This is a genomic window from Microbacterium hanjuni (genome assembly GCF_043556395.1).
Lineage (GTDB): Bacteria > Actinomycetota > Actinomycetes > Actinomycetales > Microbacteriaceae > Microbacterium.
In genome coordinates, this window is record NZ_JBIGIK010000001.1 from 917,769 (window position 1) to 931,259 (window position 13,491).

15 protein-coding genes are annotated in these 13,491 nt (G+C 69.4%); 4 read left to right on the forward strand and 11 right to left on the reverse strand.

Annotation, left to right across the window (positions count from 1 at the left end):
* Nucleotides 1-2: 2 nt before the first annotated feature.
* Complete coding sequence (locus ACFXP5_RS04670) at nucleotides 3-1,661, reverse strand: ABC-F family ATP-binding cassette domain-containing protein (RefSeq protein WP_394543709.1); 1,659 nt, start codon at nucleotides 1,659-1,661, stop codon at nucleotides 3-5.
* 91 nt (nucleotides 1,662-1,752) lie between these two features.
* On the opposite strand from ACFXP5_RS04670, the gene ACFXP5_RS04675 reads away from it, so the two are divergent.
* A complete protein-coding gene (locus tag ACFXP5_RS04675; RefSeq protein WP_394543710.1) occupies nucleotides 1,753-2,097 on the forward strand; it encodes a histone-like nucleoid-structuring protein Lsr2 in 345 nt (114 codons plus the stop codon).
* Nucleotides 2,098-2,160: 63 nt separating this feature from the next.
* On the opposite strand, the gene ACFXP5_RS04680 is transcribed toward ACFXP5_RS04675, so the two are convergent.
* The 5 genes from ACFXP5_RS04680 to ACFXP5_RS04700 all read right to left on the reverse strand — a co-directional run bounded on the left by ACFXP5_RS04680 (nucleotide 2,161) and on the right by ACFXP5_RS04700 (nucleotide 6,220).
* Nucleotides 2,161-2,703, reverse strand: a complete 543-nt coding sequence (locus tag ACFXP5_RS04680) for a hypothetical protein (protein WP_394543711.1) — start codon at nucleotides 2,701-2,703, stop codon at nucleotides 2,161-2,163.
* Nucleotides 2,700-3,134: a hypothetical protein gene (locus ACFXP5_RS04685; protein WP_394543712.1), complete on the reverse strand. Its 435-nt coding sequence runs from the start codon at nucleotides 3,132-3,134 to the stop codon at nucleotides 2,700-2,702. Before ACFXP5_RS04685 ends, ACFXP5_RS04680 begins: the two co-directional genes overlap by 4 nt.
* A gap of 16 nt (nucleotides 3,135-3,150) precedes the next feature.
* Nucleotides 3,151-4,176, reverse strand: coding sequence for a hypothetical protein (locus ACFXP5_RS04690; RefSeq protein WP_394543713.1), 1,026 nt, complete (start codon nucleotides 4,174-4,176; stop codon nucleotides 3,151-3,153).
* A 160-nt stretch (nucleotides 4,177-4,336) separates the two neighbouring features.
* A complete protein-coding gene (gene ychF / locus ACFXP5_RS04695; RefSeq protein WP_394543715.1) occupies nucleotides 4,337-5,410 on the reverse strand; it encodes a redox-regulated ATPase YchF in 1,074 nt (357 codons plus the stop codon).
* Nucleotides 5,411-5,470: 60 nt separating this feature from the next.
* A complete protein-coding gene (locus ACFXP5_RS04700) occupies nucleotides 5,471-6,220 on the reverse strand; it encodes a class I SAM-dependent methyltransferase (protein ID WP_394543717.1) in 750 nt (249 codons plus the stop codon).
* A gap of 326 nt (nucleotides 6,221-6,546) precedes the next feature.
* On the opposite strand from ACFXP5_RS04700, the gene ACFXP5_RS04705 reads away from it, so the two are divergent.
* Together ACFXP5_RS04705 and ACFXP5_RS04710 are read left to right on the forward strand one after the other, a co-directional pair.
* The gene (locus tag ACFXP5_RS04705) at nucleotides 6,547-7,152 is read left to right on the forward strand and encodes a 3'-5' exonuclease (RefSeq protein WP_394543718.1); all 606 of its coding nucleotides are present in this window, start codon (nucleotides 6,547-6,549) and stop codon (nucleotides 7,150-7,152) included.
* Nucleotides 7,153-7,211: 59 nt separating this feature from the next.
* The gene (locus tag ACFXP5_RS04710) at nucleotides 7,212-8,480 is read left to right on the forward strand and encodes a DNA recombination protein RmuC (RefSeq protein ID WP_394543719.1); all 1,269 of its coding nucleotides are present in this window, start codon (nucleotides 7,212-7,214) and stop codon (nucleotides 8,478-8,480) included.
* Between the two features lie 10 nt (nucleotides 8,481-8,490).
* Here ACFXP5_RS04710 and ACFXP5_RS04715 read toward each other — a convergent pair whose 3' ends face one another.
* Together ACFXP5_RS04715 and glpX are read right to left on the reverse strand one after the other, a co-directional pair.
* Nucleotides 8,491-8,727, reverse strand: a complete 237-nt coding sequence (locus ACFXP5_RS04715) for a UDP-N-acetylmuramyl pentapeptide phosphotransferase (RefSeq protein ID WP_394527302.1) — start codon at nucleotides 8,725-8,727, stop codon at nucleotides 8,491-8,493.
* A 145-nt stretch (nucleotides 8,728-8,872) separates the two neighbouring features.
* Nucleotides 8,873-9,862 (reverse strand): class II fructose-bisphosphatase, encoded by a 990-nt coding sequence (gene glpX, locus ACFXP5_RS04720; protein WP_394527303.1) that lies wholly within the window; start codon nucleotides 9,860-9,862, stop codon nucleotides 8,873-8,875.
* A gap of 166 nt (nucleotides 9,863-10,028) precedes the next feature.
* Here glpX and fbaA point away from each other — a divergent pair, with 166 nt between their 5' ends.
* Nucleotides 10,029-11,060: a class II fructose-bisphosphate aldolase gene (gene fbaA, locus ACFXP5_RS04725; protein WP_394543720.1), complete on the forward strand. Its 1,032-nt coding sequence runs from the start codon at nucleotides 10,029-10,031 to the stop codon at nucleotides 11,058-11,060.
* Nucleotides 11,061-11,157: 97 nt separating this feature from the next.
* Here fbaA and ACFXP5_RS04730 read toward each other — a convergent pair whose 3' ends face one another.
* The 3 genes from ACFXP5_RS04730 to ACFXP5_RS04740 form a co-directional block, all read right to left on the reverse strand.
* The gene (locus tag ACFXP5_RS04730) at nucleotides 11,158-11,709 is read right to left on the reverse strand and encodes an MOSC domain-containing protein (RefSeq protein WP_394543721.1); all 552 of its coding nucleotides are present in this window, start codon (nucleotides 11,707-11,709) and stop codon (nucleotides 11,158-11,160) included.
* Nucleotides 11,710-11,771: 62 nt separating this feature from the next.
* Nucleotides 11,772-12,428: a DUF6264 family protein gene (locus tag ACFXP5_RS04735; RefSeq protein ID WP_394543722.1), complete on the reverse strand. Its 657-nt coding sequence runs from the start codon at nucleotides 12,426-12,428 to the stop codon at nucleotides 11,772-11,774.
* Nucleotides 12,425-13,450, reverse strand: coding sequence for a 4-hydroxy-3-methylbut-2-enyl diphosphate reductase (locus ACFXP5_RS04740; RefSeq protein WP_394527577.1), 1,026 nt, complete (start codon nucleotides 13,448-13,450; stop codon nucleotides 12,425-12,427). The genes ACFXP5_RS04735 and ACFXP5_RS04740 overlap by 4 nt, the downstream gene beginning before the upstream one ends.
* Nucleotides 13,451-13,491 lie beyond the last annotated feature (41 nt).

Sequence of the window (13,491 nt, forward strand, 5' to 3'; positions counted from 1 at the left end):
CGTCACAGCTCGCTGACCTGCCCGGCGTCCACTTGCCAGTGGCGGTCGGTGTGCACGGCCTCCAGCATCCGCCTGTCATGTGTCACCAGCAGCAGGGTGCCCTCGTAGGAGTCGAGGGCCTGCTCCAGCTGCTCGATCGCGGCCAGGTCGAGGTGGTTCGTCGGTTCGTCGAGCACGAGAACGTTCACCCCGCGCGCCTGCAGCAGGGCGAGGCCCGCGCGGGTTCGCTCCCCCGGTGACAGCTCGTCGACCGGGCGGTTGACGTGGTCTGCCTTCAGGCCGAACTTGGCGAGCAGGGTGCGCACCTCGGCGGGAGACAGGTCGGGCGCGAGCGTCTCGAACGTCGCAGCCAAGGACCCTGCCCCCACGAAAAGTGAGCGGGCCTGGTCGATCTCGCCGATCTGCACGTTGGCCCCGAGGCTCGCCGACCCCTCGGTGGGAGCCTGCCGCCCCAGCAGCGCGCGCAGCAGCGTCGACTTGCCGGCACCGTTCGGCCCGGTGATTCCGATGCGCTCGCCCGCGTTCACCTGCAGCGACAGCGGACCGAGGGTGAACGTGCCCTGGGTCAGCACCGCGGAGCTCAGGGTGGCCACGACCGAGCTCGAGCGGGGTGCGGCGCCGATCGTGAACTCGAGCTGCCACTCCTTCCGCGGCTCGTCGACCTCGTCGAGCCGCGCGATGCGACTCTCCATCTGGCGCACCTTCTGCGCTTGCTTCTCGCTGGACTCCGTCGCAGCCTTCCGGCGGATCTTGTCGTTGTCGGGCGACTTCTTCATGGCGTTGCGCACGCCCTGGCTCGACCACTCCCGCTGCGTGCGCGCCCGCGAGACGAGGTCGGCCTTTTTCTCGGCGAACTCGTCGTACTGCTCGCGCGCGTGACGGCGCACCGTTGCCCGCTCCTCGAGGTAGGCGTCGTAGCCGCCGCCGAAGATGCGGTGGGAGTTCTGCGCCAGATCGAGCTCCAGCACCCTCGTCACCGAGCGCGCCAGGAACTCACGGTCGTGGCTCACCAGCGCCACCCCGCCGCGGAGGCCGCGGACGAACGCCTCGAGCCGCTCGAGGCCGTCGAGGTCGAGGTCGTTGGTCGGCTCGTCGAGCAGAGCGATGTCGAAGCGCGACAACAGCAGCGCGGCCAGGCCGACCCGGGCGGCCTGGCCGCCGGAGAGGGAGGTCATCGACGTCTCGGTCGGAGCGCTACCAAGATCGAGACCGAGGTCGGCGAGCACCGCCGGGATGCGCTCCTCGAGGTCGGCCGCACCGCTCGCCAGCCACCGGTCCAACGCCCATGAGTAGGTATCGGCCGGGTCGAGGCCGCCTGTCTCGGGCGGCGTGGCGAGCGCTGCCGCCGCCGCGTTCATGTCCTCGGTGGCCTGGGCGCAGCCCGTGCGCCGAGCGATGTACGCCGCAACGCTCTCGCCGGGGACGCGTTCGTGTTCTTGGGGCAGCCAGCCGACGAACGCGTCGGCGGGTGACAGCGTGATCGCGCCGGCCTGCGGCTGGTCGACACCGGCGAGCAGGCGCAGCAGTGTGGACTTGCCCGCTCCGTTCGCGCCCACGACGCCGACGACGTCGCCCGGAGCGAGGGTGAGGTCGAGCCCTTCGAAGAGCGTGCGGTGGCCGTGGCCACCCGCGAGTCCTCGGGCGACGAGCGTTGCAGTCATCCCTCCATCCTGCCTGGTGCGCCGGAGTCCTCGTTGTGGGGGTCGCCAGCGGGCCTGCCAGGCGGTTGCGAGGCTCCCCTATCCTTCATTCATGACCCGTATCCCACGAACCATTTTCGACATCACCGACGACCTGACCGGCGAGACGCTGTCCTCGGATGACGCCGTGAACATCCAGTTCACCTACGACGGCCTGGACTACGAGGTGGACGTCAGCCGCGAGAGTGCGAAGAAGTTCGAGGACTTCCTCAAGCCGTACATGGACGCCCGAGGGCCGAAGAACCGCTCGAAGGGGCGGCCCACTTCAGGCGTCGATGGCAACGCGCGGGCGCAGAACAAGCTCATTCGCGAGTGGGCGGCGGAGAACGGCTTCACGGTCGCTCCCCGCGGTGTCATCCAGCAAGAAGTGCGAGACGCCTACCACCAGTCCCACTGACGCGCCGGCGTCACCATCCGTCAACCGGTTGTCCGTTGTCGAAGCGGAAGTCCACCCGTTGCGCTAAGAGGTGTGCGGGCTCCTCAGCGCATCGACGATGACCCGGGCGTCGACATCGAGGTTTCCGGTGGCAATAGAACGCCGGCGCCGCTTGCCTCCGTCCTGGCGAGTGAACTCCACGCGTGCTGCCTGCAGACCAGACGCGGGGAGGATCTCGGCGCTCGTCCCCTCCCGGGTCCACTCCTCGGCACGTATCCGGGGCGCCAACGCCGACGGCCGGTCAAGGGCAGGAAAGAGCACGGCGGCGGGGGTGATCGTGACCGCGACCTCGGGCACGCGCGGCTGGCGCCGGAGTTGCCGCACTCCCAGCGCGCCGAGTGCCACGGGAACCACGAGCAGCACGATCGCGCCGAGGAAGAAGGCCGCGTCGACACCGTCCACGGCGGTTGCCGCGGCAACGAGCGGCACGAGCACGAGGACTCCGAAAAGCACCCCGAGGATCAGCAGCAGAATGCCTTGCTTGCGCACGAGGCTTCGGAGGGTCTGCTCGACGGCCGCTCGGCTGGCCTCACCGTAGCGCACGACGACCGTCGCATCGGAGGTCATCGATCGCCCGCAGCAGAGCCCTCGGGACCCTCACCGGCGTCGTGGACGTATGTCCAGCCGTTGAGTTTCTCCTCGTCAATGGCTTCCTTGGCGACGATCGCGCGGCGCATGACATCGGCGGCGTCCGAGGCCACCTGGTCTTGCGACGGGCGCGCCGCATGCTGACGCGCCTGGTCTACGGCGTCGTCGAGCGCGCGACGTTGCTTCTCGTCGAGCGCGGGCGGCTCCGCGAGGAGCTGCATCTGAGACCCGAAAGCCTCTCGCCATTTCGGATCCGCGAGCAGGGTCCGCAGCGGTCGTTTCCCGCTCGCGACGAGGCGTAGTCGGCTGGCGTACGCCTCCTCGTCCGTCGCGTCGGCAGCCTCGATGAGCCTCGCCCGCAGTTTCTGGGCGAAGTCGTCGCCCGTGGTGCGCAGCAGCGCAGCAGACACGTCAGGTCGGTCCACGTCAGGCCTCCGGAAGCGGGACGAACTCGATGGTGGTGGTCGCGGAGCCGACGGTCGCTCCTGCCGCGATCGCCACCGAGGTCGCGGTCATCATCATGCCCCACGCGGCGGAGAACGCCTCCACCGCCGCGATCACCGCCGAGACGATGGCGGCCGGAGCCATACCCCCGAGGGTGAAGAGTGCGGCGATCGCCTCGGCGACCGAGGACACTCCCATCGCCGCGGCGATGACCGCATCCACGAGGGTGTCGATCGCCGAGAGCATGGCCTGACACGCCCCGAAGGCGGCCCACGCCGCGTTGGTGTATTTCGTCTCAAGGTCGCCGTACACCTCGGGCTGGGCCGCGAACGCAGCCACGAGCTCCGCGAAGTACTCACCGGCACGGTCTGCACCCTCCCCGCTCGACCAGGTGGCAAAGATGTCCACGGAAAGGTTCTGAAGAGCTGCGGAGAGCTCCTCGAAGAACTCCCCGACGTGACCGAAGGCGCTGCCCGCGAGCGCCACTTTGTCCCAGTCGCCGCTGATCTTCTGCGCGAGGAATTCGAACACATCCTGTCCCCCGGTCCACCCCGGTTGGATCAGCTGGATCACGCCGTTGATGATCTCGCGCGCCCAGTAGGACAAGGAAAGGTAGTCGGGCCAATTGATGACGTCCCACACGACCTGGAAGGCCGGGTCAGCCAGCGACGATTCGGGCGCCACCAGCGCGCCGACGGGGGAAGCGAACGCGAGGCTCTGACGACCGGTGCTGGTGGTGATCGGCGCCGTCGCTGCCGTGGGGTCGAGGTCGCGGAAGAGGTCGCGGACATCTACCTGGGCGTCGTTCTCGGTGTCGTCGAAGCGCTGCGCGACGTCATCCAACGCACCCTGAGTGGCGACCATCAGCGCCTTGGAGCGCAGGAGCCCCGACTCGACATTGGCCGCGAATGAACTGTGCTCGGCGAGGAGCCAGTCCATCATTGCGCCGGCTACCCACGACTGCGACGTGTCGATGTGGGAATCGAAGTACTCCAGAGCGCGATTCACATCGGAAGCGAGCTCTCCAGACGTCTCACCGCCACCTCGAACAATGGATGTATCGACCTCGATCGTCATGCGCGTCTCCCCCCGGACTGGTCGTCAGCCTACACACGGGGTTCGTCGTCCGCCTGCGCAGCGGTCTCGGCCTGTCGCGCGCACACGCCACTCAGTTGTTGAAGCGGAACTCCACGACGTCGCCGTCCTGCATGACGTAGTCCTTGCCCTCGAGGCGGGCCTTGCCCTTCGCGCGGGCCTCGACGACCGAGCCGGTGGCGATGAGGTCGGCGAACGAGATGACCTCGGCCTTGATGAAGCCCTTCTCGAAGTCGGTGTGGATGACGCCGGCTGCTTGCGGGGCCTTCCAGCCCTTGCCGATCGTCCACGCGCGCGCCTCTTTCGGGCCGGCGGTGAGGTAGGTCTGCAGGCCGAGCGTGTCGAAGCCGATGCGGGCGAGCTGGTGGAGACCCGACTCTTCCTGCCCGGTCGAGGCGAGCAGCTCCGCCGCGTCCTCGGGCTCGAGGTCGATCAGTTCCGACTCGATCTTCGCGTCGAGGAAGACGGCCTGCACCGGGGCGACGAGCGCCGCGAGTTCGGACTTGCGCGCAGCATCCGTCAACACTGCCTCGTCGACGTTGAACACGAAGATGAAGGGCTTCGCGGTCAGCAGGCCGAGCTCGCGGATGGGCGCGATGTCGATTCCCGACGCCGACAGCAGCTCGCCGCGCTGCAGCTCATCCCGCGCGGCAACGGCCGTCTCGAGCACCGAGGGGTCGATCTTCTTGCCCTTGACCTCTTTCTCGTAGCGCGTGATCGCCTTCTCGAGCGTCTGGAGGTCGGCGAGCTGCAGCTCCGCGTTGATCGTCTCCATGTCGTTCTTCGGGTCGACCGCGCCGTCGACGTGCACGACGTCGTCATCGGCGAAGCCGCGCACCACCTGAGCGATCGCGTCGGCTTCACGGATGTTCGCGAGGAACTGGTTGCCGAGCCCCTCTCCCTCGCTGGCGCCGCGCACGATGCCGGCGATGTCGACGAACGACACCGCGGCCGGCACGATGCGCTCGCTCGAGAACACCTCGGCGAGCTGGTCGAGCCGGGGGTCGGGAAGGTTCACGACGCCGACGTTCGGCTCGATCGTGGCGAACGGGTAATTCGCCGCGAGAACCGAGCTCTTGGTCAGAGCGTTGAACAGGGTGGACTTGCCGACATTGGGCAGTCCTACGATTGCGATGGTAAGAGCCACGAGCCCCAAGTCTAGGCGGGCGGATGCTGGCGCATCCCCGCGCGGCGGTCGCGGGCGGGCTCAGGGCCGAACGAAGCGGAACGCCTCGGTCGCGTAGGGAAGGTCGACCGTTGCTTCCCCGACGGCGCCGATGTCATCGCACAACCGGCCGAGCTCGAGGTCGATGCGTTCGCGTTCTTCGGGCGTCGCGGTGAGCACATAGCTGCGCGAATGCGCCATCGCGAAGAGGGTGTCGCGCGTCATCGGCCGGCTCCAGTGCCACGTGCGGTGCTCCCCCGCCGCGAAGGGCGCGGACACGGGCGGGGCACCCTCGGCGAGCATCCGCTCGGCGTTGCTGAGCGACATCACCTCGGTGAGCCGCTTCACCCAGGCGATGTGCTCGTCGCGGATGTTCCAGATCAGCCCGAGCACGCCGCCGGGCCGCAGCACCCGAGCGATCTCGGCGGAGGCCGCGTCGGGCTGCACCCAGTGCCAGGCCTGGCCGACGATGATCGCGTCGAGCGAGCAGTCGGGCAGGGGCAGCTGCTCGGCCGTGCCCACGAAGGTCGGCACCCCGGGCACGTGGAGGCGGAACGTCTCGAGCATCTGCGCATCGGGGTCGACCGCCACGATCTCGGCCCCGAGGTCGGCGGCGACGCGGGTGAGCTTGCCGGTGCCCGCGCCCACGTCGGCCACGCGCGGGGCCCGGTCCGCCGTGCGGGCGGGCTGCAGCATCCACTCGACCGCTTCCCGCGGGTAATCGGGCCGCCCCGCCTCGTAGGTCGCCGCCGCCGTGCCGAAAACCCGTGCCATCTCTTCGCGCTCCGCCATGTGCCGAGCCTGTCGCGCCGCCGGGCCGGACACAACTCCTCCTTCTCGCACGCCGATGGCAGCAGATCTGGGTCGGGGGGCCTCTGGGCCACCGGATGGGAGGAGTTGTGTCCGCGACGGCGCGCCTGACAGATCAGCGGGGCCGGGCGAACAGCGGGCCCCGGGGAGGCGTATCCGCACCGGCGAGCCAGACACAACTCCTCCATTTCGTCTTCGAGATCCGGCAATCCGGAGCCAGGGGCCGGTGGGGCGACCGGATCGGAGGAGTTGTGTTCGCGACGGCGCGCCTCCCCCTGACCGGCGCCGGGGCAGGCGACCCTGAAACCGTGACCCTGGACTTCACCGCGATCGACTTCGAAACGGCGAACTCCTCCAACGCCTCGGCGTGCTCGGTCGGCCTCACCCGCGTGCGGGACGGCCGCGTGGTGGCCACCGCAGGCTGGCTGATCAAACCGCCGCCCGGACACGACCGCTTCGTCGACTTCAACATCGGCATCCACGGCATCCGGCCGGCCGACGTTGCCGACGCCCTGGGCTGGTCGGCGCAGCTCGACGCTCTCGCCGCGTTCGCCGGCGCCGATGTGCTCGTCGCCCACAACGCCGGATTCGACATGGCCGTGCTCCGACGGGCGTGCGAAGCGACCGGAGACCTCTGCCCGCCGTTCCGCTACCTCTGCAGCGTGCAACTCGCCCGCAAGGTCTACGAGCTGCCCTCCTACCGGCTGCCGTTCGTCGCGGCCGAGGCCGGATTCACCGACTTCGCCCACCACGACGCGGTGGCTGACTCGCTCGCGTGCGCGCACATCATCATCGACGCCGCCCGCCGCGTGGGAGCTCGCGATCTCGCCTCCCTTGCCGACGCGGTCGGCATCCGGGTGTCGCAGATCGCGGTCGCCGATCCGTCCGACCGCGCTCTCGCCGCTGTCGCCTGAGACACACGCCCGCGGGCGTGGCGTGACGCGATGTCGGAACCTCCCGGCAGGCTGACGGAATGGATGCTTTCGCTCTCGCGCTGACGGTCATCGGATGCCTCGCCGTCGGGCTGCTGGTGGGATTCGGCGTGGGCGGCACTCGGGCCGAAGCGCGGGCGGTGCGCGAACGTTCCGATCTCGCCGCACGCCTCGCGGCTGCCGACGCGGCGCGTCTGGGGGTGCAGGCGCAGCTCGATCACCAGCAGCTGCTGTATCGCGAGCTGGCCGGTCAGTCGCGTGCCGATCAAGCCGCCCGTGAAGAACGCGAGCGGCGCGAACAGACCGTGCTGCGCGCGCTCGCGCCGGTGCGCGAGTCGCTCGACGCGATGCAGTTCAAGGTCGCCGAGCTCGAACGCGAACGCGGGCTGCAGTTCGGCACGCTCAGCGAGCAGCTGCGCCGTTCGCACGAGTCCGACGAGGCGTTGCGCGCGACGACCGAGGCCCTCGCCTCCGCGATGCGCTCGGGCAGCACCCGAGGCGTCTGGGGCGAGACCCAGCTGCGCCGCGTCGTCGAGGCCGCGGGCCTCACGCGTTACGTCGACTTCGACACGCAGACCACGATCAGCACCGACGACGGCACCGGCCGGCCCGACCTGATCGTGCGCCTCCCCGGCGACAAGGCGCTGGCCGTCGACGCCAAGGTGCCGCTCGACGCCTACCTCGAAGCGAGTGCGATCCCGCTCACCGCGATCGGCGAAGAGGGCGCACGCCGCAAGAGCCTGCTCGAGCGACACACCCGCGCCGTGCGGGCGCACGTCGACGCCCTCGCGAAGAAGTCGTACTGGAGCGGGCTGAGCTCGAGCCCCGAGTTCGTCGTCTGCTTCATCCCCAGCGAGTCACTTCTGGCAGCGGCGCTCGAAGAGGATCCCTCGCTGCTCGATTACGCCTTCGGCAAGCGGGTGGCCCTGGCCTCCCCCGTCAACCTGTGGGCCGTGCTCAAGACCGTCGCCTACACGTGGACGCAGCAGGACGTCTCCCAGGAAGCCCGCCAGCTCTTCGCGCTCGGCACCGAGCTGTACGAACGGATCGGCACGATGGCCGGCCACGCCGACGACCTGCGCCGGGCGATCGAGCGCACCGTCGACAGCTACAACAAGTTCGCCGGTTCCCTCGAGTCGCGGGTGCTCGTCACGGCGCGGAAGTTCCCCGGCATCGACGACACCCGCCTCGAGGCCGCCGTGGCGCCGCCCGCGATCGAGAAGAACACGCGGCGGTGGACAGCATCCGAGCTGCTCGGAGACGCCGAGATCACGACGGCCGACCTGGGAGAGGTACGCGGCCGACTGTAGGGCGGAGCGCTCAGGCGCCGCCGGGCACGAAGCTCAGCAGCACGATGACGGCGGCCGAGACACCGACGAAGGCGCCGATCATCCACCACACGCTGGGCTGGTGGCCCTCTTCGCGGCGAACCCGGAACAGCACGTCGGGGCGGCGCGCCGGATCGATCGGTTCGACAGCGGCGGCATGAGCGACGGCGTCGGCGATGACCGCCTGAGCACCGGTCTGCGGCGCTGACGGACTCGACTGAGCGGACATGTCCACTTCCCTCACGTGTCTCAAGACTTCGGACGCGTCGCCGTTGACACGCTAATGATCTTCTCAGACACCGGGCGCGCAGAGCGTCACGACTCGATCACGACCGCAAAGCCCCACCGGCTTCACAGCCTGGCGATGCCGACGCTCAGAGCCACTTCGAGGTGAGGTGCTCCGACGTGATGCGGCGCAGGGTGCCCGAGTTGCCGCGCAGCACGACGCTCTCGGTGTAGATGTAGCCGCCCTCGCGGCGCACACCGGCGACGAGCTGACCGTCAGTCACTCCCGTGGCCACGAAGATCGTGTTCTTGCCCTTGACGAGGTCGTCGGCCTCGTAGACGAAGTCATCGAACTTCAGCCCCGCGTCGAGCCCGCGCTGCTTCTCGGCGTCGGTGCCCGGGCGGAGGATCCCCTGGATGTGCCCGCCCAACGCCTTGATGGCGCAGGCGGTGACGATGCCTTCGGGGCTGCCGCCGACGCCGACGCACATGTCGGTGCGCGCGTTGTGCCGGGCGGCATTGATGCCCCCGGCAACATCGCCGTCGCTCATCAGTCGGGTACCGGCGCCGGCCTCGCGGATGTCCGCGATCAGCTGCTCGTGACGGGGGCGGTTCAACACCGACACCACGATCTCGTCGATGGGCTTGCCCAGCGCTTCTGCGAGCAGGCGGATGTTCTCGCCGATGGGGAGGCGGATGTCGACGACCCCGACGCCGGCGGGGCCCGTGACGAGCTTGTCCATGTAGAACACCGTCGAGGCGTCGAGCATCGTGCCCGCATCGGAGACGGCGATGACCGAGAGCGCGTTCTGGCGCCCGGCGGCGGTGAGCGAGGTGCCGTCGATCGGATCGACGGCGACGTCGCACTTCGGGCCGCGGCCGCTGCCGACGCGCTCGCCGTTGTAGAGCATGGGGGCTTCGTCCTTCTCGCCCTCGCCGATCACGATCGTGCCGTCGAAGTCGACGGTGGTGAAGAACGCCCGCATCGCGTCGACGGCGGCGCCATCGGCGGCCAACTTGTCGCCGCGGCCGATGAAGGGGACGGCCCGGATGGATGCTGCCTCGGTCGCACGCACCAGCTCCAACGCGAGGTTGCGGTCGGGGTGGAGGGGGGTGAGGTCGGGCGTGAGGGTCGGCATGCCGCCAGCCTATCCGCGGGCCCTCCCGACCACCGGGGTGAGAGTGCGCCCTCGGCCGAAGGATTGCCGATTCTTAACCGGACGGCATCCCGCCCCGGCGATCGGTGGACGACAGACCGCTTCGCTAGGCTGGCAACGATCTACGCCTCGACCAAGGAGTCCGAACATGCCCGTCGCCACACCCGAGCAATACGCCGACATGCTGGACCGCGCGAAGGCCGGCGGCTTCGCCTACCCCGCGATCAACGTCTCGAGCTCGCAGTCGATCAACGCCGTCCTCCAGGGGCTGACCGAGGCCGGCTCCGACGGCATCATCCAGGTCACCACCGGTGGCGCCGACTACTTCGCCGGACAGAGCGTCAAGGCACGCGCGACCGGCGCGCTCGCCTTCGCGAAATTCGCGACCGAGGTGGCCAAGAGCTACCCGATCACCGTCGCGCTGCACACCGACCACTGCCCGAAAGACGCGCTTCCCGGCTTCGTGCTGCCGCTGATCGAAGCATCCGAAGAAGAAGTGCGCGCCGGGCGCAACCCGATCTTCCAGTCGCACATGTGGGACGGCTCTGCCGTGCCGCTCGATGAGAACATCGCGATCGCCCAGGAGCTGCTCCCCCGCCTCAAGGCCATCCACGCCATCCTCGAGATCGAGATCGGCGTCGTCGGCGGCGAAGAGGACGGCGTGCAGCACGAGGGCTCGAACGAGGCCCTGTACACGACCGTGGCCGATGTGACGAAGGCCGTCGAAGCCCTCGGCCTCGGCGACCAGGGCCGCTACATCGCCGCCCTCACCTTCGGCAACGTGCACGGCGTCTACAAGCCGGGCGGCGTGAAGCTGCGCCCCGAGCTGCTCGGTGAGATCCAGGCCGGCATCGCCGAGCGCTTCCACACCGCGCCCAAGCCGCTGGACCTCGTCTTCCACGGCGGCAGCGGATCGAGCGACGCCGAGATCGCGACGGCCGTGTCGAACGGCGTCGTGAAGATGAACATCGACACCGACACGCAGTACGCCTTCACCCGCTCGGTCGCCGGCTACATGTTCTCCAACTACGACGGCGTGCTCAAGATCGACGGCGAGGTCGGCAACAAGAAGGTCTACGACCCCCGCGCCTGGGGCAAGGTGGCCGAGTCCGGAATGGCCGCTCGCGTGGTCGAGGCCACGAAGCAGCTCGGCTCGTACGGCAAGTCGCTCGGCGCCTAGAACCGCCCCGTGACCGCGAGACCCGATCTCCGCGGCGAAACCTCTGCAGAATGTCGGGGTTTCGTCGGGGGAATCGGGTTTCGGCGTTCAAGCCCCGTCAGCGCGGGCTGCGGTAGCCGTCGAGCAGGCGGGGCGCGCCGGCGGGGGCGGGTACGACGGTGATCTCGTCGCCGGCTTGGATGCTGCCGGCTCGGCGCACGCGCAGGTACGGCCCGAGGCGCCGCTCCGCGTCGAAACGCTTGACCCAACCGCGCTCGTGCGGCGCGCCGACCCACCGCGCGAACGTCGCGCACGGGGTGCGGGGCTCGGTGACCTCCACCCGCACGGTGTCGCCGATCTGCCAGATGTCGCCGATGTGCGCGGCGTTGACGTCGAGGCCCTCCACCCGGAGGTTCTCGCCGAACCATCCGGGAGCGAGCGAGCGACCCAACTCGCCCTCCCAGAACTGCGCGTCCTCCTGCGCGTACGCATAGAGCGCCTTGTCGTGGCCGCCGTGATACTTGCGGCTCGCCTGCACGTCGCCGCGCACCCCGAACGGCCCGACGCGCACGGCCCCCTCGAGGGCGCGTTTGTCGATCGCGGTCACCCCCACCGAACCGGAATCACGACGCAGTTCGTGGACGGCACACACGGCGATCAGGCGAGGCATCCCGCGATCCTACGGCCCGCTCGTTCCGGCCACATTGCGGGCGGATGATCGGATGCTGCGCCTCAGCCCGCCATCTGCGGGAAGAGCTGGGCGAACGCGGGGTCGCCGACCAGCGGAATGGTGACGCACACGGTGATCAGCACCAGGGTGACGGCCGCACCGACCAGCGGCACCCAGAACGCGAGCTTTCGCCGACGGAGACGCCGCCACGCGAAGAACGCCGTGAGCAGCCATCCGACGACCAGCACGATGGCGGCCACCGTGCCCCACAGCCGCCCTGTGGCCAGGTTGCTGAACGACTCGTTCGACCCCCACATCTCGAGGGCGGAATCGGCGAACTGCTCGAACATGAGCAGCATCGGCACGGTGCCCAGCAGGTTGATGAGCCCGTAGGTGAGGAGGAAGACCGTGATGACGCTGTCGATGAGCTGCCCCCGGGTGCGCGGACCCGAGATCGGCGCACCACTCGGCCGCGACGGCGTCGAGGCCTGTTGCTCGGCGCTGTCCTGCGCCGAGGCGGCGACCGGACCGCGGGTACCGAAAGCAGGGCCGGCGTCAGCGGGCAGGTCGAGCGACTCGCCCGCGCTCAGAGCGTCGGTGGCGTTGGGCTGAGCGATGCGCGCGCGCTGCTCCTCCGGCGTCGCGTACTCGCCGTACTGGGGGCGCGGACGCGCGTCCGCGCGGGAATTCTCGTCCGACGATGAGCCGGCGTCGCTCACGCGCGGCCCCGGCCGCCGAGGGCGCGAACGTCGCGGCGGCCCGCAGCATCCGTCCGCAGTTCCTTGGGGAGCGAGAACTGCAGGTCCTCCTCGGCCGTGCGCACCTCTTCGACGTCGCGGTAGCCGGCGTTCGCGAGCTCGGCCAGCACCTCGTCCACGAGCACCTCGGGCACCGAGGCGCCGCTGGTGACGCCGACGGTCTCGACACCGTCGAGCCATTCCTGCTTGACCTCTTCGACGTAGTCCACCCGGTAGGCGGCCTTCGCGCCGTGCTCGAGGGCCACCTCGACGAGGCGCACGCTGTTGGAGGAGTTGGCCGATCCCACGACGATCACGAGGTCGGCGCCGACGGCCACCTTCTTGATCGCCACCTGGCGGTTCTGGGTGGCGTAGCAGATGTCATCCGAAGGCGGATCCTGCAGCTGGGGGAACCGGGCGCGCAACCGACGCACGGTCTCCATCGTCTCGTCGACCGACAGCGTGGTCTGCGAGAGCCAGACGACCTTCGACGGGTCGCGCACCTCGATGAGGTCGGCGTGCTCCGGCGAGTTGACGACGGTGGTGTTCTCGGGCGCCTCACCCGCGGTGCCTTCGACCTCTTCGTGCCCCTCGTGACCGATGAGCAGGATCTCGAAGTCGTCGCGCGCGAAACGCACGGCCTCGCGGTGCACCTTGGTGACCAGGGGGCAGGTCGCGTCGATCGCCTGCAGGCCCCGATCGGCCGCGGCGTTGACGACGGCCGGCGAGACACCGTGGGCGCTGAAGACGATGTGGGCGCCCGGCGGCACTTCGTCGACCTCGTCGACGAAGACGGCGCCCTTGGCCTCGAGCTCGGTGACGACGTGGATGTTGTGCACGATCTGTTTGCGAACGTAGACGGGCGAGCCGAAGCGCTCGAGCGCCTTCTCGACGGCGATCACGGCGCGATCCACGCCCGCGCAGTAACCACGGGGAGCGGCGAGCAGCACCTTCTTCTGTCCCCGCACCGGGATATCCTGGAGCCGCCCGCTACGCCTCGGCATGCGGGGCACGGGAAGCTGTACGACAGGAGTGCTCACCCCTC

What these genes read in the sequence shown, in the direction of transcription:
- ACFXP5_RS04710 (WP_394543719.1), top strand. Translation starts at nt 7,212, where the DNA reads ATGGATGCTTTCGCTCTCGCGCTGACGGTCATCGGATGCCTCGCCGTC.
- fbaA (WP_394543720.1), top strand. Translation starts at nt 10,029, where the DNA reads ATGCCCGTCGCCACACCCGAGCAATACGCCGACATGCTGGACCGCGCG.
- ACFXP5_RS04715 (WP_394527302.1), bottom strand. Translation starts at nt 8,727, where the DNA reads ATGTCCGCTCAGTCGAGTCCGTCAGCGCCGCAGACCGGTGCTCAGGCG.
- ACFXP5_RS04740 (WP_394527577.1), bottom strand. Translation starts at nt 13,450, where the DNA reads ATGCCGAGGCGTAGCGGGCGGCTCCAGGATATCCCGGTGCGGGGACAG.
- ACFXP5_RS04730 (WP_394543721.1), bottom strand. Translation starts at nt 11,709, where the DNA reads ATGCCTCGCCTGATCGCCGTGTGTGCCGTCCACGAACTGCGTCGTGAT.
- ACFXP5_RS04675 (WP_394543710.1), top strand. Translation starts at nt 1,753, where the DNA reads ATGACCCGTATCCCACGAACCATTTTCGACATCACCGACGACCTGACC.
- glpX (WP_394527303.1), bottom strand. Translation starts at nt 9,862, where the DNA reads ATGCCGACCCTCACGCCCGACCTCACCCCCCTCCACCCCGACCGCAAC.
- ACFXP5_RS04680 (WP_394543711.1), bottom strand. Translation starts at nt 2,703, where the DNA reads ATGACCTCCGATGCGACGGTCGTCGTGCGCTACGGTGAGGCCAGCCGA.
- ACFXP5_RS04700 (WP_394543717.1), bottom strand. Translation starts at nt 6,220, where the DNA reads ATGGCGGAGCGCGAAGAGATGGCACGGGTTTTCGGCACGGCGGCGGCG.
- ACFXP5_RS04670 (WP_394543709.1), bottom strand. Translation starts at nt 1,661, where the DNA reads ATGACTGCAACGCTCGTCGCCCGAGGACTCGCGGGTGGCCACGGCCAC.